This window comes from Agarivorans sp. QJM3NY_25 (assembly GCF_050870875.2).
GTDB lineage: Bacteria > Pseudomonadota > Gammaproteobacteria > Enterobacterales > Celerinatantimonadaceae > Agarivorans.
The window spans coordinates 3011125-3037181 of sequence record NZ_CP194041.2; the positions used below are offsets into that span (position 1 = coordinate 3011125).

Below are 26057 nucleotides of genomic sequence, written 5' to 3' on the forward strand. Positions count from 1 at the left end.
GAACTTCCCTTGATAATGCTCCGAACAGCGATCTCAAGTTAGAATGCTTATCGAGAACAACTACTTGGGACTTATTTTGTATAAATTGCCACTATCAGCGGTGAAGTAAAGATAACCTTGTGGATCCACCGTTAAGGCTCTAATTCGCTCGCCCAAGTCTTCAAATAAACGCTCTTCTCCTACAGGCATGCCCTGTTGGTTCATAATGATGCGATTCAGATGTTGCAGTTTTAACGCCCCACTGAATAAATCTCCTTGCCAGGCTGGAAAGGCGGCGCCTGTATAACTGAGTAACGAACCGGGTGCAATAGAGGGAATATACACTTTAAGGGGCGAATTTATACCCGGTAGGGTTTCAGCCTCGCCCACCTTGAGCGGCCCCCAATACTCTTGACCATGCGAGGTAAGCGGCCAGCCGTAATTCCCTCCTGCTTCAATTAAATTAAGCTCATCGCCACCACGAGGGCCGTGTTCTATTGCCCACAAGCGATTGAACTTTCGGTCAAAAGCCAAGCCTTGCGGATTGCGATGACCATAACTATAAATGGCGTCGTCGACTTTGCTGTTCGCCACAAATGGATTATTGCTCGGCACGCTACCATCGAGGTTCAAGCGCAATATAGTCGCGGCGTGGTTCAGAGTATTTTGCCCGTTATCTCTGTTTCCGCGATCGCCAATAGAGAAGTAAATATGTTGCTGGGGATCAAATGCGATACGGCTACCATAATGGCGATTGGTAGCGCTCACAGAATCAGTGACCAACAAATCCTGCCAGTTAATCATCTGCACTTGGCCAAAGTCATTTATCACAATCTTGGCTTTGGCTAAGCTGGTGACCCCGCTATTGTTTTTTGGTTTGCTGTAGGTAAAGTAAAACCAGCCGTCGGGGCCTTTAACCACATCTAGTAAGCCACCTTGACCTTGCGCCCAAATGGCGGGCAAGCCCGATATTTTTTGCCACGCTTGCTGACCAGCCTGGGTTTTAGTGAGATCGACACTGAGTAACTCACCATGACGTAAGGTAACCAGTAAGGTCGACGAGTTTAACCAAGCCATTGCCCAGGGCGTACCGGGCAGCTGAACCAGCTTTTCCACTTGCAGTGTATAGTCTTTGCTGGCCTGTAGTTGCAGTTTTTGAGCCGCCGAAACGCACCATGTAACGGCCCATAACAAACAAAGCATAACTTTAAACAACTGACTAAATACGGATGAGTTTGGCATAACACACCTCCTATAAAAGTGGCGCCCACTAAGCAATTTGAATATGTCGCTTGATCATAGATCTAACGCAAAACTCAAATAGTGACAAGTCCTTGAACCATCCTCCCAATAATCAGCCCGCATTGCCCTTAAAACAAGCCGCCCCGCGTTAACCTAAGGAGGCTTATTTTGGTTAAGAAGTGGCGGCTACGCAAATAAAGCCGCCTCTCTCATTGGGTCTTTAGGTATCGCAGAAATTAATTTTCGGGTGTATTCATGTTGTGGATCGGCATAAATACGGTCTGAATCACCAATCTCAACAACTTTCCCTTGTTGCATCACCATAATTTGATCGGAGATGTGTTTAACCACCGACAAGTCATGAGAAATAAACAAATAAGAAATTTGGAACTCGTCTTGTAAGTCTTGGAGTAAATTCAAGACCTGCGACTGAACTGACACATCGAGGGCGGAAACCGATTCATCGCAAATCAGCACATCGGGTTTCAAGGTTAAACAGCGGGCTATCGCAATCCGTTGACGTTGACCTCCAGAAAATTCATGGGGATACTTGTTAAATGCACTTTTGGGCAGACTCACCCGCTCTAAAAGTGATTCAGCCATTTGTCTACGGTCTGCTTTATCCTGACCAATCCCATGCAGTAACATCGGTTCCATCAATATTTGGCCGACCGTGAATCTCGGATTTAGAGAAGCGTAAGGATTTTGGAAAATAATCTGTACCCGGCGTTTCAGCGGTTTAAACGCCTCATCGGACATTCCCAGAATTTCTTCTCCCTTAAAAAAAGCATCCCCAGACGTCGCATTAAGCAGACGCATAATGGTATGACCCACGGTAGATTTACCCGAACCAGACTCTCCTACGATGCCTAAGGTTTTACCACGTTGTAATTGAAAGGACACCCCATCCACAGCTTTTAATTGCTTGCGATGAAACAATCCTGTCTTAATATTAAAGTACTTACATAGGTTATTCACCTCAAGCACTACCTCTCCCGTTTCCTGATATCCTCGGGCTCGCTCTGAGGGAAGCTGATAGGGCTCGTCTTGCAGGAAATCATCAATCACAGCCAGTCGCTCGGGTCTATAGTCAAGTGTTGGACGACAGTTCAAAAGGGCCTTGGTGTATGGGTGCTGCGGTTGCGTAAAAATAGACTTAATGTCTCCTTGCTCGCAAATCACACCATGGCGCATCACAATCACTTGATCGGCAAATTCAGCGACCACGCCAAGATCATGGGTGATAAATAACACCGACATCTTGTGCTTTTTTTGCATTTTGGCCAACAGATCCAGAATCTGTTTCTGAATCGTCACATCCAGCGCCGTGGTTGGTTCGTCGGCGATCAACAGCTTGGGTTCACAGGCAATCGCCATCGCGATCATAACCCGTTGTTGCTGGCCACCCGATAATTCATGTGGATAAGCATGAATACGATTTTCCGGATCGGGCAAGCCCACTTCGGTCAACAAATCAATCGCTTTGCGCTTCGCGGACTTTTTGCTAATGTCTTTGTGTTGCAACAAGGTTTCAATGATTTGGTTACCAATGGTGAACACTGGATTGAGCGAGCTCATCGGCTCCTGAAAAATCATCGCAACATCGCCACCGCGTAATTTACGTAAAGATTTTTTCGACATGCTTAACACGTCGCTGCCATCAAATTCTATCTCACTTTCAGAAGAAATTAAGGTATTAGAACTTGGTAATAATCCCATAAGCGCCATTGAAGTCACTGATTTTCCAGACCCTGATTCACCAACCAGCGCAACGGTCATATTTCTTGGGATCTCGAAATTAACCCTTTTTAGGGCGTGAAATAGACGACCATCTTCCAATCTAAAATCAACGCTTAAGTTTTTAACATTGAGTAAGGAACTGTCCATTATATTCTCCACCGTTACTTCACTTTAGGGTCTAATGCGTCACGCAAGCTATCGGTCAATAAGCTAAATGCAGTCACCAGAATCGACATAAATACAGTAACGGTAATCATTTGCCACCAATAACCTTGTATCAACTCTGCTGGCACCTCCGCTAACATCGCCCCCCAACTGGTTTGGGTGATATCAACCCCAAATCCAAGGAAGGAAAGTACCACTTCCGATTTGATCATCCCCACCGTGAGAATGGAAAACTGCACCAATAACAAGTGACTCACATTGGGAAGAATATGCAAAAACATCTTGCGAACATGGCCCGCACCAATGGCATCCGCGGCTTGCACATACTCACGATGCTTATGTTTCATAAACTCGGCTCGCATCACACGAAATACCGATGTCCATGAAGTCACGGCAAAGATGATGATCAAGGTATCAATGCCTCGAGAAAACACCACCGCAAAAGATAACAGCAATAACATCTCGGGAATGGAAGTAAAGATGCTGTAAAACCACATCAGCAGATCATCAACCCACTTACCGAAATAACCCGCAATCGCGCCTAAAATAGTACCAATAATAATCGCGCAAAAAGAGCCAAACAGCGCCACAGTCACCGACACTGAAGTTCCTTTAATGGTTTTTTGTAAAATGTCGCGTCCACGACCATCCGCCCCTAAGATAAGAGAATGGGCTTTTTCTATGGTTTCGGTTTCATATTGCTCGGCATTCGAACTGGCTTCCGCCATCAATGCCGCCAAAGGGTCGTCGGCAGCATCGGCAATCTCATTTTGGGCGCTCGGAGATTCCGAATAACTAACAGCTTTGACTTCAGCGCCACGCGCTTCCCAAGTCGCAAAACTTGGCGGTGCATGGGGTAATGCAATTTCTTCGCGCCAGTTTTCACCCGCAAGATTCATCCATCCAGCGAGTGATAACAATAAGTATAAACTGACAATCATCAAGCTAATATAACCGACTTTGTCGTTTTTTAGCCGTTGCCAGCCGAGCGTCCATAAACTTCGGGTATGGGCATCTTCTTGTTGCACCACATTTTCTAGTTCGATAGCAACATCGTTAGTTTGATATTTCACGGTCTATTCTTCCCTACCTTACATTCCTAATTTAATTGCACGCGTGGATCGACCAGCTTATAAATCAAGTCCGCAAGCAGATTAAAAATCATAATGGTAATCACGAGATAGATGGTAATGGCTTTAATCACAGGAAAATCACTGGCATTAACTGCTCTTAGTATTTCGTTGCCTAAACCGGGGATACCAAAAAACCGTTCGATCAACACCGACCCAGTGATCATATAAGGTAAGGAAGACATCACTCCCGTAACAATCGGAATCAGTGCATTACGCATCACATGTTTTAAAACAACGGTTCTCTCCGACAAACCCTTTGCTCTCGCAGTACGAACGTAATCGTTGTTCATCTCTTCAACAAAACAGGTACGATAAAAGCGCGTGTCTGGTGCAATGCTCACGGCAACCCCAATCAATAGCGGTAGCGGTATATAAATCAGGAAGTTTTGCCACATATCATTGCCCCAGCCGAACACTGGAAACCATTGCATTTTATAGGCAAGAAAGTATTGCCCGGCGATGATATACACCAAGATACTGATCGACATTGCAACCGTTGAAATAATAGTCACAGTACGGTCATAAGCGCTGCCGTTGTAGTAAGCGACAGATGCGGCAAACAGCAGTGAGAAAAACAGTGAACACATTTGCCAAGTCAACAACAGCATCACCGATGGACCAATACGACTATTGATGATCTCAGAGACAGGCTGTTGGGTTGACCAAGAGGTGCCAAAGTCCATACTGATCACTTGTTTCACAAAAATCCAGAACTGTTCAGGCAGACTTTTATCCAAGCCTAATTGAGCATGAATGCTGGCCAGCATCTCATTACTCAGGCTTTTCCCTGCCAAAATATAAGATGGATCACCGCCAACCAAGGTATACAGTGTAAACAGTAGCAACATCACCCCAAGCAAGGTGGGGATCATTTGCCAGCTGCGGCGAATAACATAAGAAAGCATGCAGTCTCCTCGAGCAAAAAAACATCAATACAACGCACCTCATGGTGAGTTGTATTGAATAATACAGATGAAATAGAGCGGTTATTTGTCTACTTCTATGTAACGCCAAGGAGCTTGCATAATAGGATGGGTTTTATAGCCATGAACATTTTTGTGTGACACATAGCTACGTACCCGGGTGTCGCCAAAAATGTAGGGCTGGTACTGTACAACCAGTTTATTCATATGGTCATAAAGCTTCTGTCGCTTCTCTCCATTTGGCAGGCTTAACGCTTCCTCATAATCTTTATTAAAGGCGGGTAAGTTAAACGCTGCAAAATTAGAATCACCTTTATTGGGACCATAAAACATCTGCATGAAATTCTCGCCATCAGGGTAGTCGGCACTCCATGCCAATCCCCACATCTGCAATTTACCTTCACGGTTGGCTTTTGACAATTCAGGCCATTTACCGGGTTTGAACGAGAGTTTTATTTTAAGCGAATCAAAATCTTGCTGCCAAAATTCATTCCATTCGCGGTCAACAGCGGAAGTGGTGGTTCCCATTCGAACCGATAATGGCGAACCATCCGGTAGGGTACGGTAACCGTCGTCACCGATTTTGTAACCCGCTGCATCCAATAATGCATTAGCTTTTGCTGGGTTATATTTCACTGAACTTTTTACTTTAGGATTATGGCCTGCAACCCCTTCTGGGATCGCATATTCTACAGGAACCGCCTGCCCACGACGAATTCTGGCAATCGTTTCATTAATCGGAAAACCCATGGCAATTGCACGGCGTAATGCAATGTTAGCCGGGGTATAGCCGCCAACAACGGGATCTTCCATATTAAAGAAGTAAAATACAATTTCGAGTATTTTACTACGTTGCAGGGTAATGCCTTCATCCACATATTTTTGTGCTAATTTCACATCCAGCGGGTCGTTAGGATTCATCACTAACGCTTCTTTCAGCGCGGGTTGGGGAATCATATTCAGATCAAGCTGATTATTTAAAAAAGCAAGCCAGGCGGGTTGTTCCTCTTCAATAATACTAATGTTGATGTGCTGCATTTGTGGCAAAGTTTTACCATGCATCTCTTGAGCAACCCGAACAGAAATTGGATCGCTCGGATCAGGCTGATAATTAAACACCGATTTACGGAAATTTGGGTTTGCGTCTAGGATAATTTTACTGCCCGGTTTCCACTCTGTGAGCATGTATGGACCGGTTCCAACCGGATGCGCATTGGTATTTGCGGCATTGGCTTCAATCACTTCTCGTGCAACAGCGCCAAAAGTGGGCATTGCCAAAATAGTCGCAAAATTATAGTTCTTGCTGGTTAGGTTCAATTGTAAGGTATATTTATCTAACGCTTTAATACCTTCAATCTGCGTGTCGTAATTCAGCGCACCATTACCAGTTTGGGTGACCATTTCATCGGTACCAACAAACTTGCCATCAACCAGATAGCTCTGTGGCGAATTAATGGTTTTATCGAATATCCGTTTCAAGGAATAAACGTAATCAGCAGCAACCAGCTCTCTCTTTTTACCTTTAAACGCGGGGTCATCTGCAAAATAGATCCCCGGTTTTATTTTAAAAGTATAGGTTTTTCCGTCATTCGTAATAGTTGGTAAGGCTTCAATGGTATTAGGAATAAGCTTAATCGGGCGAGCAAGGTAGTCATAGGTGAGTAAAGAGTCGTAAATATTTTCAATGACTTTACCGGAATAAATATCAGAAACTTTCGCAGGGTCAAAGCCCGTTGCTGCAAGTTCGAATGCAACATTGAGTGTACTTTTACTTTCTCCAGCATACAGCGAACAAGAAGCTAGCATCGCCGCAGAGAGCAGGCCTATTTTATAGAGTTTGTTCTTCATTCGATCCTCTTCATATTAAGTTGTTAGGTAACTAATTGATATGACATAGCAAATAACAAGCCATCTCCTTTTTTCTTTTCACAGACTCTTTAACTTATACAGTTTTGCTACATTTCCAACAGACTCATCACTCACCTTGTCCGAGTCTACCGGTACATGTATATACAACACGTTGTATTATATAGGTCTTTGCTATCGCCATACAGCCAATATCTTGTAAGGTTTTTGTTTAGACATATTTATGACGAGTCGCCCAAATTCGACATGTTCCGTTGAGTGTTTCACTGAATTGGCTCACAACACCCTGCAAATCGCACCAAGTTGGACGTTTCCAATTGAAAGCAACGCGATAGATAACCACCTTAAGAACCACTTATGTTCACCGCTTGCAAACTGCAATTTTTTCCATTGAGACAAAAGCTTAAAAAAATCCACATAGCAAAATAAACTGCCTCACTTACTGATAGCACCTTCTGGCTCAAAAGACCCAAACACTAAACCAGCTATTAGTTTCCTTCCATTTTCATCCCAAGCTCAAGCCAATGAAAGGCATTATTCAGTGCTGCGGCGTACCGCCTCAATATTATACTTATCAGTATCGATAACAAAAGCACCAGAAGCCAAAGCCGCTTCATAAAATTGCTCAAGCTGTTTTCGGCTATCAGCAGTAAAAGCAACATGTATAGGTGACTGTTGTAGGCGACCTTTCCCAAACCACAACTCTGGTTTTCCATTCTTTCCGAAACCACTCGCGCCATCAAACGCCACTATCTTCTTAATGCCCAATGGAGTAAGCGCATTGGAGTAAAATTAATTACGCTTTGTTAAATCTGATACTGAAAATCCAATGTTCACAGTCATATCCTTTATGCTTCTGATGCCTAGCCATAATACTCTGCTAGTGACAGTAGCGATATTCAGTATTTCAGAGGGCTTCAACAAACTAGCTCGACACGCTTAGCTGCAATGCTTTCCAAAACAGAAGAATCATGACAAATGAAACTGACCAATAATATAGCGGTTTAGACGACTGCTAAGGCAACTCGTGTCATTTCAAGAGTTGCCATGGATGTCTACCTAATTTTACGTCATGTTGTGATTTAAGAATTACTTTAACCATTGTCATTTAACAGCCTACGATTTAACCCAGCGACATTCACAAGCCGTTAATTCAAAGCAGTTAATTCAAGTTAATTCAATTTAATTCAGACAGCCATGATAAAAACCTACGGTTATTTACATTAACGGAGCCTTGAGGTGGATGTCTTGTTATATTTTATGTTCTACGAGTATACACCCAGCAAACCAACCGCTTGCATCTTCAATCACAACGTCTCTTATGTATAAAGTTGCTTTGAACTCATCGCCAACAATTACTTGAGCGTTATTCTGAATAGTTTCAATTCGTTGTTCCAATATCTCATGCGACCTTTTAGTAGACGAGTCATCAGCAGCAGAGTAAAAAGTAAATGCACCAAATTCCATTGAAGACTGCAACTTCTTTCGTTTTAGAACGCCAGTAATTCTTTTTAAATCTGATTCATATTGTGTCTTATTAAATACTCTGTTCTTTACTTCAATTACGGCTCTAGGAGCTCCTTTTGCCCACCAAAGTAGAAGATCAAAACGTCCGCCGGATCGTATATCTCTATGAATTAGACCTTTACCAACAGCTCCAGCATAGTCAAGAGCATCGTATGCACCGTTTTCAATCGTTACATACTTATTGCCTTTTGCTTGATGCAAACACCGCGCAACAGTTGTTGTTATAAAGTACTCAGGAGCCCAACAAACCCAGACCCCGCCAGACATATCACAGTATTCGTTTTGTGCCAATACAACACCTTCAAGACATACATCTACTATTGTCAATCTTGATATTCGACCTTTCAAATTTTCTCCAAGTAATTAACATCTTCTGATAAAAATTTAATTTAAAAAAATTAATTTAGACACCCATGATAAAAACCTACGGTTATTTACATTAACTGAGCCTTGAAGTGGGTATCTTGTTTTTTGTTGTTGTTTCTTTGTTGTTTTTGACGAAAGCCAAAACCTGTTCAGACCATTGCAGCCATTTTGCGGCTTGGAATAAGCGACTCCGTAATTTTATTTCAGCCCCAACAAGCGCCAGAATGATTTTTTTGGACTCTTTGGTTGAGGGATCAGCCGACCGAATTCATTCAGTAATTCAGCATTTAGAGAAGCCGCCATTTCGAGCAATGCAGAGACTTCATTGGCTGTTGAATTAGTGATGGTAATTTCATTATTCTCAAAGTGAAGCTCAACAACATTGTCTTGATTTTCAAGCTTTAAAAAGAACAAGTGCTCTCGGCAAGCGTCCTCAACAAGTGACTCAAACTCACCTTTATCGTGAATGTCATTCATTTCATTTATTCGAGTGACCATTTCACCCACAGATTCCATAAACATGGGATCTGTGGGTCTGAATAGCTTTGCATTCAAGTCAGCTTCAAGCATGGCTTCATGCAAAGCTAAAGGCCCATCCAGTTCACATTGTTTGTTATTACGTTTTATCTTCAAAACTTTCTCCGTTAAATACAGCTTTAAAAGCGCAGTTAATTTAGACACCCATAATAAAAATCTATGATTATTTGCACGGTCAAATAGTTGAGACGACCATTTTATTATTTATAATTTTGACTACTGCTAAATTTGGGGGAATTGCTTCTACACATATTCTCATTTGTTAGCTATCCTTGCGCATAGCTATTATCTTTACTGTTTGTATTACGCAACTTTTCATAAACTCACCACGGAATGATTCCACATCTTTTTGCATTTTTTCCAACTCTAATGCTTTGATAGAATCTTTATTAAGTGCATTTCTGTAAACAACCCTTAATTCATTTTCTGAATTTTGGTCGATTGATTGATTATTAAATTCCGCCTTAAGCTTAACTTTATATAAAACATCATTAATAACTTCTTCTTCATTTTTCTTGAATAGATGAAAATCAACCAAAGCAGTCCATGTAACCATACAACCAAATTCAGCCTCAATAGTAATACTGTCCTTAATTTTACGACCAGTCGGAACATCTTCTCCAGTATTATTATTTGCTATTTGGTTCTGATGAGTAAATAAAGTTGGTTGTTCTATACGACATGTTTTATTCCAAGATATGCATGAGTTACCACAGGGCTGCCCCTTTTTACAAACCTTTGCGAAAGCGCTTGTCGAAAGTAAAATAAAAAATAAAAAATGTATTAAAATATTCATAAAACCTGCTGGGCTAGCTAACAGCTTCTCTGAAGAAAAAAAACCTTGTTATCATACGGGAGTCGACCTTATTTCATCCATTGATTGTTCAATAGCATATCACTACTTTTTAATAATTTCAGACAGTTAGCACATAAATTGATAGTAAAGTCATATTCAAGGATGCATTCATTGCTAGCAACAAGGCATTGCATAAACACAGCAAAAGCTTGACCCGGATCACCATTTTATTTAACATCCCGCGTCGAAAAAATTTTAGGTCGGTATGGTTATTCCGGCCCTCCCCCCTCGGTGAGATCTAGTCGCGATTGGCGAACCCACGGCACTAACCTTTAATTAGGATGGTGCAGCGGTGTATTTAATCATGTCCTAAGCATCATCCATGACTTGGATGAAACCATGCAAAACCCAAAAACCATTATTATTGCTCAGTTCCTCATTTCATTAATGATGGCGTTCTTAATGACCGGCATTTTCAGCTTTATCGAATTAGGCTTTAACGCACAATGGCTGAGTATCTGGCTCGAGCGTTTCCTACTGGCCTGGCCGATTGCCTTTTTACTTTCACTGGTGGTCAGTAAAGTTTCCTTTGGTATTGCCCTGAAACTCACGACCTCGCGCGAAACCTGAGGCAGGCTGCTCACAAGCCAGGACAACAGCGTTTTTGGCATGCCGGCAGGCGAATGAGATTGAACCAGCATCCGCCTGCTCAGAAGCTAAATTTAGTCCACGAGTTGCTGATAACGCTCGGCCAGGCGCTGTTTCAATGCGTTTAGCATGCTGCGTTCTATTTCCTGTTCCAATTCGTCGCTATCGTCATCCACCAACAAACTCTCGATGGTGGCCATCAGTGATAACAGCAAGTGATGATTTTCAGCATCCCAGTACCATTGGTCAGCGTCCTGCAACAGGCCAATTAACTGGGCTCGCTGGTTGAGCAACTCACTCAGTTTCAATTGACACTGCGTATGGTAAGCGGCGCTGTTGGTTAGCTGCTCGGCGAGCTCTGCTAACCAGACCGGATCCTGAGCTTCAAACATGCAAAAACAGCGTGACCAGTCATTTTTATCTTCAATCGCCTGTAATAAGCTTTCTAAGGAATGGGGCTGGTGACTTTGCGGCTGCTGAACCTGTACATGGCCGTGACCATCGCAGTGATAAACGGGCGCTAAAAACGGATACTGCTGCAAGTGGGCCACCGGATCTTCAATCTCGGCGGTACTGGCAAACCGCGAGTCCATGGCCGAGCGCTGGGCTTGATTAAGCTCACTCAGCATTTGCTCGATCCGCCTGAATAAGGGAGCCCCCAGCTCACAACCGGCAAACCGTAGCTCGGCTTTAAGGGTGGGAAGTAGCTCCAACAGCGCCGCGATTTGCGCACTGGCAGCGGCTTGCCCGGGGTTTTGCTCATTCATATTTTTTCACCCTTAAACGATATTCGGCATAGGGATGGGCCGACACCTGAATCCTGATCCAAGTGTGCGGCTGTTCCACCAGCACATGGTCTCCCTCCGCCTGTTGTTGAGCTTGGTAGCCCTCACCTCCAAGCGAGTAGCCAGCGTCCCCCTCCAGTGAATCGATGGCAATCGAGAATTGATCGCCCGCAAAACCAAGGATGAAGTATTGGTTTTCGTGCTCGCCCCCCACAATATCCTGAACCTGAAAGGGCTGGGCCGGCGACTCGATATTCAGGTAATAGTAATCTCGGCTCAGCCCTTGAACATGACGTAACAGCTGGGTATCGGCGGCCGACAACGGCCAGCTTGCCACGCTAAGTAAGGCCACCAGCAATCCACTGCATAAACAAGCGTTCATGATTTAACTCCCAAATAACACGTATTGTTGCGGCGTTTCAAAAAATTGCAGCGGATTATCACCATCCGGCTGCAGCTGCAGCGCATTGAGGATCCAGTTATCGATGGGTGGCATGTAGTTTTCATCCACGCTCAGCTTCAGCCCGTCCAGCCAAATGCCGACCTCGGGATCTGAAGCATGTTGCAAGATATTTTCAAGCGCCACCGCACTATGCCAATGGGTTTCATCCATAACTATCACCTCACTAATCATACTTTCGCGAAACTTCGCCAGACTGGGGATGACGATGCTGCACATTAAATCCTGCACATTATTCGGCTGAATTTGTTGCCAATCGAGTTGCTCGTTGTAGCGCAGATAGTGACAGAACAGCTGCACAAAGGCAGCCAGTGCCTGTGGCTCCCGAGTTTTACTCAGGATGAAAAAAAACGGTTTGCCGGCTTCGTAGATCAAGGGATTATAAATAAGCTCTTGCGCTTGACCTTGGCTCAGCTTGAGCATGATGCTTTCACATAATGCCGACTCCGCCAGCAACTGAGCCAGTGGTGCCTGCCAAAAGGCGTCTGGCTCCAAGCAATCGTCAATCGTGAGGTTATCACTCAACTCGAAATGCTCGTCCGCTGCAGCATCGGCTTGCTCCGACCCGTATTGATGGCGAAAACACCCCACTGGCTGGCCATCTTTGAGCCATTGCAGCAGCTCGCGGATTGGCTTTAGTTTGGAAGAATATGGCGCACGAAAATGTAACTCGGCTTCAATATCTTTGAGCAGATATGCGGCTTGTTTGAGAAGATTTGCTTGACTCTGTATCAGACTCACCGCGGTTCCTTATTCACTCACGCTCCATGAAACCCTGATTTGGGCTGACTAAAGCCAACGGCGGCCTCAAACACTAATCATAAAGACAGAGCACTAAGCTTGCATTGATTTGACCCCGCAAGCTGCTCACACCAAGCGTCACTGGCCGTTTTAGCTTTGCCAGAGCTGCCGATAGAGAGCTTCAAATTGCGGCAATACTGCCTCTGCAGAATAATGCTGTGCCACTACAGTTTGCCTCGCCCGAGCGCTCAACGCATGCTGTAGCTAAGTGCTATGCTGCCACTCCAGCAAACATTTGACCCCGCAAGCTGCTCAAACCAAGCATCACTGGCGGTTTTAGCTTTGCCTGAGCTGCCGATAGAGAGCTTCAAATTGCGGCAATACTGCCTCTGCAGAATAATGCTGTGCCACGGTTAGCCTCGCCCGAGCGCTCAACGCGTGCTGTAGCTGGGTGCTATGCTGCCACTCCAGCAAACAATCCCGCCATTGGCTGCGCTGAAATTGCTCAAATAGGAAACCATTCACCCGATGTTGGATTAACTGACCCAAGGCGCCCACATTGGTGGCCATCACCGGGATCCCCCGCGCCATGGCTTCGAGCGCCGCTAAGGGTAAACCTTCGTGGCGCGATGGCATGCACAATAAGTCGATATTCGCCCAATGATTGCTCATGGAAGATTTTCGGCCATGAAAGACGAGGTTTGCTAAAGGGGGGAGATTTGCCTGTTCAAACCAGTCGCCTTCCCCATACACCGCAAAATCAAACTGCGGCAGCGCCTTGGCCAAGTCATAGAAACGATCGGGACCTTTCACCTGAGTTAAGCGCCCAACCAAAGCGATGGTCGGGCTGCGATTCACGCTTGCCAGGCTGGCCCTTGCTGCGGGTAACTCAACAAAGTTATTGATGACTTGACAAGACGCCGCCACCCGGCTGGCGATTGACTGGCTCACCGCAATGCGTTGCTGCGACAGCCACGCGCTATAGCGATCAGCAAAATCATACAGCGCTAAACGACCCTGGCAGGCTTCACCCGCATGAAAACTGGACACCAACCTGATGGGCTGAAACAGACGCACCAAGCGAGCAACAATACTGGCCTTGTAGCCATGACTATGCACCACACAAGGCGAATAATCATTCAACGCTCGGCGCAGTGTTCGTATCGAACCATCCAACACCAGCCAAGCCACCTGATGCTGATTAAGCTGGGCCAGCATCGGATGGTCTGGTTGATAGGCGCGCCACAATACCACACAAACCGGATGCCTGCGCTTGGCCAAAGCCTGAGCTAAATTGACCACGTGGCTTTCAATCCCGCCAACCGTTTGGCTGTCGATAAACAGCCAAATCGCCTGAGTTTGCGGGGGAGTATCACTGCTTCGATAAGTTTGCATCGGCGCGACTCAATTAAAAGTTAAAAGTCAGGGTTTGTGTCCCAAACTCAGCCAAGCTCAGCTGCTGCTGAACGCTGCTCACATTTCCCGAAGACAACTGCCATATTTCGGCAATTAACAGCGAAGCATGGGCCGGTACGGTCAATTGCAGCGCCATTTGCGAAGCGCTGATTTGGCCTCGCCATAAACAAGAGCTGTATTCTATGCTGCCACTGTCGGCATTTTTCCAGTGAGTGCAAATATTTAGATAAGCACGCTCGCCTTGCGAATAGGGGTATCGAATGTTCAGCTGCCGCTGCTGCTGATTAACAAAACTAAAACTCTCGGCAACCTGGAGCTGCTCAAGGCTACTCACCACAGGCGCAGGTTCTGGGCTGGGCGCCGGTGGCTCGACGATTGATGGCTGCTCTACTGGTGCAGGTTCAATCGGCGCTGCGGGCTGCTCGTTATTCTGATTATTTGCAGGGGCGCTGTCACCGCCACCACCACAGCCCACCATTAGTAAACTGGTCGCCAAGATTGAGCTATAAAACAGTCGGTTTGTGATTTGTGTAAAGCCTGTCATGTTACTTCCCCTCTTGTTGATAAATTAACTCGCTACGCGCATTTTCTAATAAGTACCAGTCACCACTTTCTAAACCTTCGCTTTGTGCATATTGCAAAAACTGTGGATAGGCATCGGCAACGCTGACTCGCTCGAAGGGATACTGCCAGTTATAGGGCACAATAATCGCCCAGGGCAGGCCATTAGCAGTTTGGTAATAACTGCCCGAAGATGGATTTGAACTGTCATCGAAACTTCCCCAAAGGCTATCGCTGGCTTGGGTACTTGGGCTTTGATTTTTCACATGCACTTCTAAACCACGCGCTGGCGAGTCACTAAAATAGGGCTCGCGGGAATGTTCGGTAGCAAAAATAAAAGGGTCAAACGGCGCACTTGGCAGGCTCGCCAAATCAAGCCCTTCAAGCAAGGGTAAATGCACTTTAAAATGGAGCTGCCCCGCCCCTTCACAATCGCTTTGAGTTTTGTAAAAATCACATTGATTTTGCGGATTAATGTACTGGCGCACATCACTCGCAATAATCGCCACAATCTCATCACTGGCTTCGTCAATTACGCTGTGTGCTTGCAGCTCGCCATTGATTTCAAAACGGATGGTAGCCCTGTCGAGCAAACTTTTAGCGAGGCCCGGAATACGAATGGCAAAACCATTGTGGAAGCTGGCACCCACCGCCCGCACCTCACCCTGCAACTCAATACGGGCGACCTCTGCATTGTTAAAGCTAAGCACTTTGGTTTGCAAATTCACCACTAAATCGTTCAGATCGTAGTCGCCCGCTGCGGGCCAGTTGTCTTCAAAGGCAACCGTGGCATAGCCATCGGCACTGGGGTAGTAACTCACCTGAGTCGCCGCATACCCCACATAAATTTGATAATCTTCTACCTCTCCGTCCGGCGCCCCGCCGGTGGCTTGCACCCCAGCGACCGAGCTAACTCTAAAACGAGCCCAACGCTCGCCACTGGTATAGCCTTCGGGGATAGAGACCAACAAAGACTGAACACCGGGATCCACCGCTTGGTCATTCAAGATCTGCTCTTGAGCGTCAAATACACCGTTCCCATTGAGATCGATCCAGCCATTCAAATAGCCTTCGCCAGAACTATCCACTTGCAGTACAAAATCTAAACCCACCTGCAAAGCGGTAACAAAGGCGATGCCGTCTTCATCATCCAACAAACGAGAACTGTCATCGCTGGCCGGATAAACATAGGCATCCATTTCCCCATCCACCCGCTGACCGAGGCGAATGCCGTCAGCCACCAACTGGTGTCTGGCGCCGTTTTCGGCCAAACGGGTGCCAAAACTTGACGGTGCATCGCCAAAGTCGATGTTGGCATCATCTTCCGCGACAATTGGTGCGATGGCGCAACGCGCACCATCGTTATTACTCGAAGCGGGGCCCTGGGCATATCGCAGTGCGGTAGGCTGTGCTGCACTAATGTCGATTTGAAAAATTAAACCATCACTATTACGGCTAATGTAGAGATTACCGTCTACATCAAAATACACCGCGCCAAAGGTGCCAGTTTGGCCGACCGTTGCTAACGACTGGCTGCTACCATCGTTGGGATCAATCCGCCATAACACCCCCTTATTATCAACGCTATACAGCATGCCGTTGTCGGGATGAAAGGCCATATCAAAGATCCGCAGGTTTAGCGCGGCCCCATCAACGATCCGTTGCATATTCAAATAGTCAGCCTCATTGGGGGCTAAAGACACCCGGTACAGACCACGATCCCCCCCACTGCGATACAAATAGTGGGCGTTTTCATCCACCGCCACATCTCCCACATAAAAATTCACCTGACTATCGATGCCATTCCAATTCAGACTGAGCGGCTGCAGCTGATAGTCGTCACCAATTTTGGCCAGCGTTTGATGTTGGTAACTCCAGGCGTAGAGGTGATCGTCATGCAGGTTAAAACCGATAGCGTTTAGTTTGCCGCTGGTCCCCATATCAGAAGAGAGGGTTTGGTAATGACCAGTGGCTAAATTCACACCAAAGAGCTGTGCAACGTTTTGCTGCACTAAAAATGCCTGCGTCGGGCAAGTTGAGAATGCCGCCCCATAGCTACTCATTGGTGAGCAGAGCAAGGCCAAGGCGAGAGGTTTCCAAGGTTTCATAATCCATCCTGTCTGTGCTGAGTGAGATACCGATAGCCCTTGGATAGCAAAAGCCAAGCCAGATCCATAATGACCTGATTTAACTAGATATTACTCGGATTTATAAAACAATATTCAGTTAGCCTGAAGGTAGATTCGCAAACTGCAAAAACCAGCATAGCTGAAACTTGCTTGGCCATTTGACGACGATTTAAGCGGAATTAAACAGCCAAACCAAGCTTAAGTCGAGTCCAAGCGTTAAGCCTTATAGACCCAAATTAACACTGAGGCCTTCCTTAAGCCTTAAGCGCTAGAAGCTAGAAGTTAGAAGTTAGAAGTTAGAAGTTAGAAGTTAGAATTAAACGTGGGGCTTCCCTGAACCCTAAACCTTAGACCTTGGGCGCTGGCAACTAAAATAAAAGTGGGGACTCCTTGAGTCTGAGCCTTAAGCGCTAGAAGGTAGAATTAAATATGGGGACTTCCTTGGGCCTTAAACCTAAGACCTTAGGCGCAGAAAGCTAGAGTTGAGAATAGGGCCTTAATACCAATCTAATTCATTATGTGAGCAAGTTATGGCGCAGAATAAATCTGCCAATAACGAGCAATGAAGCGCAGTCACCCGTGACTATAATTACCATATACATCCATCGCTTAGCGGTAATTTAGGCGAGTAAGAATGAATAGATAATTCCTTAGATTGGTATAAGCCTTCGACATTGCGGCCCCATGAGCGAGCCGCAGAATTGAACCATCAAGCTTTATTAAAATACCATCGAGGCTTAAAGCTCGGCCTCATCCCAAGTCTGTTTTTTACGGTAAATGGTGGATGGACTCACATCTAACAGCTCTGCGGCTTTGGGGATATTGCCATCACAATGAGCGATGGCATGCTCAATCGCCTCTTTTTCGGTGATCCACAGCGGCTGTATTTGGTACTGGCTGCCATGATTGCTCGATGGTTCACTGGTCGCCACTTCCTCCGCATGGCGACCATCGGCACCAATCGCGCCTTCCGGAATTAATTGATTCAGCGGCGGCGGCAACTGGCTGGCTAATACTTCTTTACCATCGTGCAATACGCAAATATTGCGGATCACATTTTGTAGCTGCCGAACATTACCCGGCCAATCATAATTGCTGATGATGGTCGCGCTTAAGCTGGAAAAACGTCGAAATTGCTTGCCTTCTTCCTTGGCATAGCGGCGCAAAAACTGTTGCGCAATAGCTGGTACATCCAGACCCCGGTCACGCAGTGGCGGTAAGTGGATCGGCACCACATATAAACGGTAATACAAATCTTCCCGAAACCGACCCGCTTGCACCTCTTCCCAGGGATCGCGATTGGTCGCACACAAGAAGCGCACATCAACCTGCTCTTCCTGACTGCCACCCACTTTTTGAAAACGACCGGTCTGCACAAATCTTAATAACTTGGTTTGCAGATCCATGTCCATTTCACCGATTTCATCGAGAAACAGGGTGCCACCATTAGCCTGCGCAGCTGCCCCTTGCCGGGCCGAAGAGGCACCAGTAAAAGCACCTTTCACATGACCGAAGATCTCGCTTTCCATGAGATCTTTAGGAATAGCACCGCAATTAAGGGCAATAAAAGGTTTATCGGCCCGCTGTCCCTGTTGATGGATGGCCTCGGCGCAAACCTCTTTACCGGTGCCACTTTCGCCAGTAATAAACACCGTTGCCTTACTGGCGGCCACCGCTTCAATCATTCGATAGACATTCTGCATCGCCAAGCTGCCACCAATAAAGCCATGGAAACGCTCACGCCCAGCGTCCGCCTGATAGTCCTCGACTAAGGATTTTAGTTTATGTAATTTCAGCGCATTGTTTACCGTTACCCGCAAGCGACTGGCGTCGAAGGGTTTTTCGATAAAGTCCACCACCCCCAAACGCATCGAATCGACCGCCACATCGACCGAGCCGTAGGCGGTAATAATAATCACCGAAGTTGGCAGGCTGCGCTCTACCATCCATTCTAAAACCTGCATGCCACTCATATCGGGAAGATTGAGGTCAAGCAACATGACCTGCACCGATTGCTTAGAAAGAAATTCGATAGCTGCACCACCAGTGGCGACTCGTTCAAGTTTAAGCTCGTCTTTACTGAGATAAGCCTGATAGGTGGCGGCCAGTGTGGCACTGTCTTCCACCAACAAAACCGAGGCTTTCATATCACTTCCCATGTACCGTCCTCAACTTGCTAAGTTTTGTTCATATTGTTTAATCGCATTCATGGTTGCGCCAAGCACCGCATCAAGCTCGGCGACAGGCGCTTTTAAACTTGCCGCATCGCCGGCCTTGGCGGCCAATTCAATAGCTAATGCTAACTGGCGTACTTTTTCTCCACCAAAGGTTGCGAGGTTGCCCTTCATGGTATGTGCCGCCAGCGCCAACTGCTCAAACTGCTGTCCGGCAAACGCCTCTTTAATGGCAAGCGCTTGCTGCTCGGTTTCCTGATAGAGCAGCGACAACATCACAGGCAAAGCCTCCATCCCCGCATCTTTAACCAGTTGATCCAAAACCTTAAAATCGATCATTGGCAAAATAGGATCGCTCTCAGGCTGAAGCGCAGTATCGCTTTGCTGGTCTTGATTTAATAATGCAAGGGGCTGCTCCACCGTGCACGCAGAAGGCTTAACCTTATCCGCTTCGAGCTTTGAAGCATGAAACCATTGGATTAGTTTAGCCCGAAGTAAGGCAATGTCGATAGGCTTAGTGATAAAATCATTCATACCTGCGCTAAAACAAGCTTGTTTGTCTTCGGCAAAGGCATTGGCGGTCATCGCAATAATCGGTGTATTTTGGTTGAGTCCAGCGTGATTACGAATCTCCCGCGTTGCACTAACACCATCCATCACCGGCATTGCCATATCCATTAAAATCACATCGAAGTGCTGCTGTTGGCATCGCTCTACCGCTAATTGACCATTTTCAGCACAATCAAGTTGCTGCACCACATCTTTGAGCACTTGGCTTACCACGGTGCGGTTCATCGCGCTATCTTCCACTAACAAGACTCTGGCGGTGAGTGCATCTAAATGCTGGTGCGGATCCAATACATCTTCGAGCTGAACCGCAGGCGCCGCGCGACCTTTGAAAGGAAACTCAACACAAAAAGTGGTGCCCTCCCCAAGCTGACTTTCCACGGAGATCTGCCCGCCCATTTTCTCAACCAACTGTAAGCTAATCGCCAACCCCAATCCAGTTCCCGAATAACGCTTGGTTGAACCACTCTCTACTTGATAAAACTCTTCAAACAAACGTGCTTTGTCTTCGTCACTAATCCCGATCCCAGTATCTTTTACCTGCAATACTAAGCCCTTATGCTGGCTGCGGTGTAAAGCCAGACTCACCCCGCCTTGCTGGGTGAATTTAATCGCGTTACCCATTAAGTTAAATACAATTTGACGAAAACGCAGGGGTTCACCGAAGTATTCCGACATAACCTGTGAGTCAACATCGAGTTTAAAGCTGAGAGATTTTTGTGCCGCGGTGGTACTAAACAATTTAACGATGCTTTGCAGCACCTTCACCGGAGAAAACCATTCGTTATTGAAGTCTAATTGGCCCGCTTCAATTTTGGAGAAATCTAAGACATTGTTCACTAAGGCCATCAGAGTATGGCCAGCTTCATGACCAACATCCACGAAACTTTGCTGTTCCGCACTCAACTCTGTTTCCTTCAAGATCTGATACATATTGATAATAGCATTCAAAGGAGTGCGAATTTCGTGACTCATGCTTGCTAAAAAACGGCTCTTGGCAAGGCTGGCAGCTTCGGCATCGTGTTTCGCTCTTTCCAGAGACTGTTCAACCGCTTTTTGTTCACTCAGATCGGTAAAATGTGCGACATAATGGCTTGGTTTTCCTTGGCTATCTTTGACTGAGGATATGCTTAACCACTCTGGTAATAATTCACCATTTTTACGTCGATTGACAATTTCACCAGACCACTCTCCCTGTTCGCGGATCCCCTGCCACATCTGTTCAAAGAAAGCCTTGTCATGCTGACCAGAGCTTAATAAAGAAGGTTGTTGTCCAATCGCTTCCTCGGCCGAATAACCGGTAATATGAGTAAAAGCTTTATTCACGCGAACAATCTTAGAGTACCGATCGGTCATAAATATCGCTTCATTAGCATCGAAGGCACACGCGGCCAGTTGCAACTCTTGCTCAGTCCGTTTCTTGTCGGAAATATCCCGCATAAAGGCAGTAAAAATAGTGTTATCGCCCAGCTCCACCGCACTGATGGTCAACTCAGCCAAAAACTCATGTCCCTCTTTATGCAAGGCTGGCAACTCTAAACGCTGGCCAAGTACTGGCGCTTCACCGCTTTCTCGAAAATGCTGCATACCCTTGCGATGCGCCTCACGAAAAGCCTTCGGTACAATAAATTCCGCCAGCTCTTGGCCAAGCATCTCATCACGGCTATAGCCAAACATACGCTCGGCACTCTGGCTAAATTCCAGCACGTAACCATAGCGGTCGGTGGTGATCACTGCGTCCATCGCCGAGGCGATGGTCGCGCTTAGCATCGACTGATTCTTCTCTAATTCCAAGGCCAGTTGCTGCTGCACATTAATAGCTTGCTTAAACTCAAGATGAGATTGCTCCAAGGCTGCCGACATCTTATTGAAGGCACTGGCAACTTCAGAAATCTCATCATGACCTTTGACCGCCAATTGAAAACCTGGCCCCACCTGAGCAATGGTTTTTGCGGCATCCCGTAAGCCACCCAACTGGCGCGTTAAATAGGTCCCCAACAAAAAGGAAAATAACGCCACTAACGCAATTTCCAATACCGCAATGCCAACCCCAAATGAACTCGCTTCACTAATCAAACCATGCAGACCATGGTCATAAATGCCCACATCAATTTCACCGTATAAGTGATTGGCGGCCATGACTTCAATGTGAGTATTAAATACCTTGTGGACATGGTCTCCCAGTTCAGGATTATTGGCTGGGTCTTCATTGGGATCGGCCCCCGACTGAGCCAAAACGCGCTGCTGCTCATCGCGAATAATCACATAGGCCACATCACTCTGCGAAGCGAATTCTGAGGCAAGGCTATCGAGGGTAGCGATATCTGTGGTGATCAGCGCATTTTTAGTACTTGAGGCGAACAAAGTGGACATCATTCGCCCATGTTGTTCAACTTGCATCTCATTGGAGTCGTAGAGCCAACCAATGCTGCTATATACCAAAATCGCTAATAGCACTGATTCGATTAAGGCGACCCCTAATACGGTTTTTGCTTTAAAGCTCAATGCCATCGCAATTTTATTCCTCAAGTCACGCTATTTAGTGATAGGGGTTCCAATATTTAGTTGGCGTACGTCATCCCAATCTTGGTCCTTAGCACTGACAAAACCGTCGATATTCAATTCGGCGAGTAAGAGTTGATCATCCGGTTGTTCAGCGAGCCCTATCAGCGCTTGCTGTACTGCGGAACTGACCGCCGGAGCCACTCGCGGATGAACAGCGATGGCGTGGGGAGTAAAACCAGCTGACGTCCAAAGGATCCTCAACTGTTTTGAAATTTCTGGATCGATGCTGGCAAAGGTTCGAGGAATACCGCCACCTGCCGGATATAAACCCGCAGCAACCGCCCGATAAACCGAATCGTGAGAGCCCACATACTTCGACTTGAAGTCTAATTGTTGTTGAGCTAAATAACCTCTTATCACCACACTGGCAGCGAAAGCTTGCGGTGCAGGGAAAGCCAAGGAGTCGCCCGATAATTGCGCAATATTTTGGATCTCACTATCGGCCCTCACCACCAGGATCCCCTGCAGCGTTTTATCCTTTGATTTAGCCAAGGCTTGATAACCAGGATTGGCTGAAAACACCTGATAATGGTAGGGATTCATATAAGCAAAATCATAGTCGCCGTTAGCTAAGCGTTGCTCAAATTCAGGAATGCTCGGCGCGGTTTTAAACGTTAAGGGATAGCCACTGGCAAGACTCACCGCATCCAGCAACGGCCCCCATTGCTCTACCAAACGAGTCGCTGATTGCTGCGGCACAATACCAAAAGAGTAAGTTTTTTGTACCGCTTGTGCATTTAAAGAAAACAGCACAACTAACAGCAGACACAGTAATAATAGGGTCGCTTTAAGCTGAACCTTACGTTGTGCCCAGTACCGTTTTCCCTTTAACACTAAGGGTTTTTCTGCTGGCTTTTGCTTGGTCAAGTTTTCCGTCACTCCATCGACGATTTGTATATTCGAAAACATATCACACCCTTATTGAAAGTAGTTGAGAATTAACAAGAAATCTTCTTAGATATTGACTAAATCGAGGGAATAATATGGTAATTCGTGAGGACTCTCTCAATAACTCGGCTTTTAAACTCGGATTAAAGCGATCGTTCATCACAACCCCCAATAAGCGCACATCTTCTAGCTTTAAATCGTTCACTGCGGTTTGAAATGCTGGCCGGGCGGTCACCCCAGCCAACACCGTTAAAATGCAGGCATCACTGGCCGCTAAAGCGCGTTGCGCCGAAACATTACCGCCGTTGTTTTGATTGATCGCCGAGGTGTCAATCAAGATCAATTGATAGTCTTGCTTCCAAGCTTCAATCTGTTGTTCGATATACCCCGGCTCTTTGAGTTTAAGTAATGAGGCCTTATCCAGAGGAGCTGGCAAATAATCCACCAGCGAAGATGGGTCTTTCACCACTCCTTTCACTTCACCTCGGTCCCAACCCAAGTCAAATAAGGGGCAATCGAAGCGCCGTGGATGATGTAAATTAAAGTCCACCACTAATACCGAACGCCCTGCGCCTGCGGCGCGTTTAGCGATGGCATCCACCAACGTTGATACGCCCTCTCCAGGTTGGGCAGCACTCACTCCGATGCAACTATTTTGATGATTCGGTAGTCGTTGATAGACCCGCTCTAGTTCTTGATAAGTTGAAGGTAATGCAATCATAGGAACCCCAATAATGCGCTCACAGAAATCAGTCTAAAGACATCTTCTAGCCCTTGACGCGCTTTTACCCAGCCACTTTCGGCACGCGATGGAATATATACGGTGTCTCCTGCACGGATCACCGGTAACAGGCTGAAATCACCCGTTTTAGAAAATTCGAGCAAGTCAAAAGTTCGCGCCTGATCCTTACAACAAGATAGGTTCACCACGGTGATTTTTTGCGGATAGCCCTCGCTATCAATCCCACCCGCTTCGGCTAACAGGTCTAATAAGGTCATCTCATCATTAAAGCGGTAACGACCCGGCTTACTAACGGAACCTAATACCCGTACCGTGCGCTCCTTCTTTTCAGACAACCAATTGCGGTTTTTTTCTGGAATATAAATCGAATCACCAGGAACCACCTTGGGTAATATCGACTCATCGCCCGTTTCGAAGTACAAAGCTAAATCGAGTTTCGATACCGACGCATGTTTACCATTACGATGACTAATCCGTACATTACTAATATCAGCCTGCTCTGAAGGACCATCGGCGGCGGCAAGAATGTCTAAAAAGTGCATACTCGGGTCAAAACGATAGCGGCCAGGTGCCACCACTTGACCAAATACATAGATTGAATCTTCCGAACTTTGGCGCACCCACTGCGATTTATTATCACTTGGGTCATCGGGTAGTTGCGGCACCATAATAGTAGTGCCAGCCACGATCCGCGGCATCTGTTGATTGTTTATCTCGCCATTAAGGTAGGCGTTTAAATTAAAGTTAACCGAGCGGGTCGTGCCACCAGCATCACTGAATAATACGGTGATTTTGGCCATGTCTGCGTTTGGTTTTGGGCCGCCGGCATGTGCCAAAAGATCCATCAGATTCATTTCGTCAGCCCACTCAAAACGACCGGGCCGATTAACTTCGCCCATCACTTTTACCGCTTGGTTCGGTGACACCTTGGTCCATGATTTTTCATTTAAATCGGTTTTTTCGGGCACAAAAATCGCGTCACCCGCCATGATTCTAGGCAACTGAGCACTGCGACCTTCGGTAAAAGACTGCAAATCAAAACGTTCTACCGCGCCACTGCTACGAATAATTCGAATTTGTCGGGTTTCGGCAAAGCGACTCGGCCCACCGGCATTCGCTAATACATCTAAGAACCCCGCCGCTTGATTGCCTTCGTAGGCACCAGGTTTGAACACTTCCCCCATCACATACACCGTATTCGCGCCCGCTTTAATCTCCTCTTCCTGCTTCGGTACAAAAATGGTGGTGCCCGCAGTTAAGCTCAGCAACAAATCGTTATCGCCGGTATCCAGATAGCGTTTCAGATTAAATAACTTAGGTTCTCCGTCAATAATCACCCGAATTTGCTCTACGCTGGCATAACGAGTCACCCCGCCAGCGCGCATTAACATATCCACTAAATTAGCTGAACTTTTATAAGAAAAACTCCCTGGATTATAAACCTCGCCAAATACTTTAACCGCGGTGCGGTCTTCAGCGGCATCACCATTGTCGTTCAAACTATTCGGATCAAAATCCACCGCCACATTGCCAATTTTCGGCGATGCAGGAACAAATAATACATCGAGCGAATGCAAGCGAGGCAACGCAGCCAAATCGCCCGAATCGAGATATTGTTTGTAGTTAAATACCTGCGGCTGACTAAAACTAGCCCGGCGGAGTTGCAAGCGATCTAGCTGAGCACCAGCCCGTAAGCCACCAGCCGCTTGAATCGCCATCTGCACCCCAGCGCCTTCAGCAAGAACCACTTCACCTGGTTTATCAACAAAGCCCAATACACTAATCCGAATTCGACGCTCCTGTAGCAATACTCGCAAACCAGCCAAATCTCGGTAAGCGTTGGACAATTCTCGCTTAATTTTTTGTTGCATTTGTGCTTCGGTAAAACCGGACACCATGATTGGTCCCACTTCAGGCAGTATCAACCGACCATTGCGATCCACCTCAAAACGTTTGTCTAGGGAGGTTTCGCCCGGGAGAACAATTCGAACCACATCGCCAGGTTGTACTTGAGGATTGGCAGCATTGGCTTCGAATATCATGAACATATTGATCACTAAACCAATGAGCATCCAAGCGGGAAATGGAATTTTGCTAATTTTCATAA

Annotated in this window: 21 protein-coding genes; 1 reads left to right on the forward strand and 20 read right to left on the reverse strand. The window is 46.3% G+C overall.

Annotated features, from left to right (window positions below):
• Positions 1 to 60 precede the first annotated feature (60 nt).
• From ACRRSW_RS13765 to ACRRSW_RS13805, 9 genes are all read right to left on the reverse strand, one after another.
• Entirely contained in the window at positions 61 to 1221 is a 1161-nt protein-coding gene (locus ACRRSW_RS13765) for a PQQ-dependent sugar dehydrogenase (RefSeq protein WP_432452646.1), read from the reverse strand.
• Positions 1222 to 1407: 186 nt separating this feature from the next.
• Entirely contained in the window at positions 1408 to 3108 is a 1701-nt protein-coding gene (locus ACRRSW_RS13770) for an ABC transporter ATP-binding protein (protein ID WP_432452645.1), read from the reverse strand.
• A gap of 14 nt (positions 3109 to 3122) precedes the next feature.
• A complete protein-coding gene (locus ACRRSW_RS13775; RefSeq protein ID WP_432452644.1) occupies positions 3123 to 4199 on the reverse strand; it encodes an ABC transporter permease in 1077 nt (358 codons plus the stop codon).
• Positions 4200 to 4225: 26 nt separating this feature from the next.
• A complete protein-coding gene (locus ACRRSW_RS13780; protein WP_432452643.1) occupies positions 4226 to 5164 on the reverse strand; it encodes an ABC transporter permease in 939 nt (312 codons plus the stop codon).
• A gap of 81 nt (positions 5165 to 5245) precedes the next feature.
• Positions 5246 to 7030 (reverse strand): ABC transporter substrate-binding protein, encoded by a 1785-nt coding sequence (locus ACRRSW_RS13785; protein WP_432459618.1) that lies wholly within the window; start codon positions 7028 to 7030, stop codon positions 5246 to 5248.
• A gap of 552 nt (positions 7031 to 7582) precedes the next feature.
• Positions 7583 to 7798 carry a hypothetical protein gene (locus ACRRSW_RS13790; protein ID WP_432459619.1) on the reverse strand — a complete coding sequence of 72 codons (216 nt, stop codon included), beginning with the start codon at positions 7796 to 7798 and terminating at the stop codon, positions 7583 to 7585.
• Positions 7799 to 8299: 501 nt separating this feature from the next.
• Positions 8300 to 8923: a hypothetical protein gene (locus ACRRSW_RS13795; protein ID WP_432459620.1), complete on the reverse strand. Its 624-nt coding sequence runs from the start codon at positions 8921 to 8923 to the stop codon at positions 8300 to 8302.
• Between the two features lie 216 nt (positions 8924 to 9139).
• On the reverse strand, positions 9140 to 9574 hold the full coding sequence (locus ACRRSW_RS13800; protein ID WP_432459621.1) for a hypothetical protein: 435 nt from the start codon (positions 9572 to 9574) through the stop codon (positions 9140 to 9142).
• Between the two features lie 166 nt (positions 9575 to 9740).
• Complete coding sequence (locus tag ACRRSW_RS13805; protein ID WP_432452637.1) at positions 9741 to 10274, reverse strand: hypothetical protein; 534 nt, start codon at positions 10272 to 10274, stop codon at positions 9741 to 9743.
• A gap of 399 nt (positions 10275 to 10673) precedes the next feature.
• Between ACRRSW_RS13805 and ACRRSW_RS13810 the strand changes: the two genes are divergently transcribed.
• A complete protein-coding gene (locus tag ACRRSW_RS13810) occupies positions 10674 to 10904 on the forward strand; it encodes a DUF2798 domain-containing protein (RefSeq protein WP_432452636.1) in 231 nt (76 codons plus the stop codon).
• 92 nt (positions 10905 to 10996) lie between these two features.
• Here the strand turns inward: ACRRSW_RS13810 and ACRRSW_RS13815 are convergent, their stop codons facing one another.
• The 11 genes from ACRRSW_RS13815 to ACRRSW_RS13865 form a co-directional block, all read right to left on the reverse strand.
• Entirely contained in the window at positions 10997 to 11689 is a 693-nt protein-coding gene (locus tag ACRRSW_RS13815) for a hypothetical protein (protein ID WP_432452635.1), read from the reverse strand.
• Complete coding sequence (locus tag ACRRSW_RS13820) at positions 11682 to 12089, reverse strand: hypothetical protein (protein WP_432452634.1); 408 nt, start codon at positions 12087 to 12089, stop codon at positions 11682 to 11684. The genes ACRRSW_RS13815 and ACRRSW_RS13820 overlap by 8 nt, the downstream gene beginning before the upstream one ends.
• A 3-nt stretch (positions 12090 to 12092) precedes the next feature.
• Positions 12093 to 12908, reverse strand: a complete 816-nt coding sequence (locus ACRRSW_RS13825) for a hypothetical protein (RefSeq protein ID WP_432452633.1) — start codon at positions 12906 to 12908, stop codon at positions 12093 to 12095.
• Positions 12909 to 13244: 336 nt separating this feature from the next.
• On the reverse strand, positions 13245 to 14303 hold the full coding sequence (locus ACRRSW_RS13830; RefSeq protein ID WP_432452632.1) for a glycosyltransferase family 4 protein: 1059 nt from the start codon (positions 14301 to 14303) through the stop codon (positions 13245 to 13247).
• A gap of 13 nt (positions 14304 to 14316) precedes the next feature.
• Positions 14317 to 14868: a hypothetical protein gene (locus ACRRSW_RS13835; protein ID WP_432452631.1), complete on the reverse strand. Its 552-nt coding sequence runs from the start codon at positions 14866 to 14868 to the stop codon at positions 14317 to 14319.
• A 1-nt stretch (position 14869) separates the two neighbouring features.
• On the reverse strand, positions 14870 to 16993 hold the full coding sequence (locus tag ACRRSW_RS13840; RefSeq protein ID WP_432459623.1) for an LruC domain-containing protein: 2124 nt from the start codon (positions 16991 to 16993) through the stop codon (positions 14870 to 14872).
• A gap of 758 nt (positions 16994 to 17751) precedes the next feature.
• Complete coding sequence (locus ACRRSW_RS13845; RefSeq protein ID WP_432452629.1) at positions 17752 to 19161, reverse strand: sigma-54-dependent transcriptional regulator; 1410 nt, start codon at positions 19159 to 19161, stop codon at positions 17752 to 17754.
• 21 nt (positions 19162 to 19182) lie between these two features.
• On the reverse strand, positions 19183 to 22266 hold the full coding sequence (locus ACRRSW_RS13850; protein WP_432452628.1) for a PAS domain S-box protein: 3084 nt from the start codon (positions 22264 to 22266) through the stop codon (positions 19183 to 19185).
• 24 nt (positions 22267 to 22290) lie between these two features.
• Complete coding sequence (locus ACRRSW_RS13855; RefSeq protein WP_432452627.1) at positions 22291 to 23229, reverse strand: phosphate/phosphite/phosphonate ABC transporter substrate-binding protein; 939 nt, start codon at positions 23227 to 23229, stop codon at positions 22291 to 22293.
• Position 23230: 1 nt separating this feature from the next.
• A complete protein-coding gene (locus tag ACRRSW_RS13860; protein ID WP_432452626.1) occupies positions 23231 to 23929 on the reverse strand; it encodes a hypothetical protein in 699 nt (232 codons plus the stop codon).
• Positions 23926 to 26055, reverse strand: a complete 2130-nt coding sequence (locus ACRRSW_RS13865; protein ID WP_432452625.1) for an SLBB domain-containing protein — start codon at positions 26053 to 26055, stop codon at positions 23926 to 23928. Before ACRRSW_RS13865 ends, ACRRSW_RS13860 begins: the two co-directional genes overlap by 4 nt.
• Between the last annotated feature and the right edge of the window lie 2 nt (positions 26056 to 26057).

Bases quoted from the DNA above. Each gene is read 5' to 3' on its own strand.
- ACRRSW_RS13835 (WP_432452631.1), bottom strand. From the start codon at position 14,868: ATGACAGGCTTTACACAAATCACAAACCGACTGTTTTATAGCTCAATC.
- ACRRSW_RS13815 (WP_432452635.1), bottom strand. From the start codon at position 11,689: ATGAATGAGCAAAACCCCGGGCAAGCCGCTGCCAGTGCGCAAATCGCG.
- ACRRSW_RS13820 (WP_432452634.1), bottom strand. From the start codon at position 12,089: ATGAACGCTTGTTTATGCAGTGGATTGCTGGTGGCCTTACTTAGCGTG.
- ACRRSW_RS13765 (WP_432452646.1), bottom strand. From the start codon at position 1,221: ATGCCAAACTCATCCGTATTTAGTCAGTTGTTTAAAGTTATGCTTTGT.
- ACRRSW_RS13810 (WP_432452636.1), top strand. From the start codon at position 10,674: ATGCAAAACCCAAAAACCATTATTATTGCTCAGTTCCTCATTTCATTA.
- ACRRSW_RS13850 (WP_432452628.1), bottom strand. From the start codon at position 22,266: ATGGCATTGAGCTTTAAAGCAAAAACCGTATTAGGGGTCGCCTTAATC.
- ACRRSW_RS13860 (WP_432452626.1), bottom strand. From the start codon at position 23,929: ATGATTGCATTACCTTCAACTTATCAAGAACTAGAGCGGGTCTATCAA.
- ACRRSW_RS13845 (WP_432452629.1), bottom strand. From the start codon at position 19,161: ATGAAAGCCTCGGTTTTGTTGGTGGAAGACAGTGCCACACTGGCCGCC.
- ACRRSW_RS13805 (WP_432452637.1), bottom strand. From the start codon at position 10,274: ATGAATATTTTAATACATTTTTTATTTTTTATTTTACTTTCGACAAGC.
- ACRRSW_RS13780 (WP_432452643.1), bottom strand. From the start codon at position 5,164: ATGCTTTCTTATGTTATTCGCCGCAGCTGGCAAATGATCCCCACCTTG.
- ACRRSW_RS13855 (WP_432452627.1), bottom strand. From the start codon at position 23,229: ATGTTTTCGAATATACAAATCGTCGATGGAGTGACGGAAAACTTGACC.
- ACRRSW_RS13865 (WP_432452625.1), bottom strand. From the start codon at position 26,055: ATGAAAATTAGCAAAATTCCATTTCCCGCTTGGATGCTCATTGGTTTA.
- ACRRSW_RS13770 (WP_432452645.1), bottom strand. From the start codon at position 3,108: ATGGACAGTTCCTTACTCAATGTTAAAAACTTAAGCGTTGATTTTAGA.
- ACRRSW_RS13840 (WP_432459623.1), bottom strand. From the start codon at position 16,993: ATGAAACCTTGGAAACCTCTCGCCTTGGCCTTGCTCTGCTCACCAATG.
- ACRRSW_RS13785 (WP_432459618.1), bottom strand. From the start codon at position 7,030: ATGAAGAACAAACTCTATAAAATAGGCCTGCTCTCTGCGGCGATGCTA.
- ACRRSW_RS13830 (WP_432452632.1), bottom strand. From the start codon at position 14,303: ATGCAAACTTATCGAAGCAGTGATACTCCCCCGCAAACTCAGGCGATT.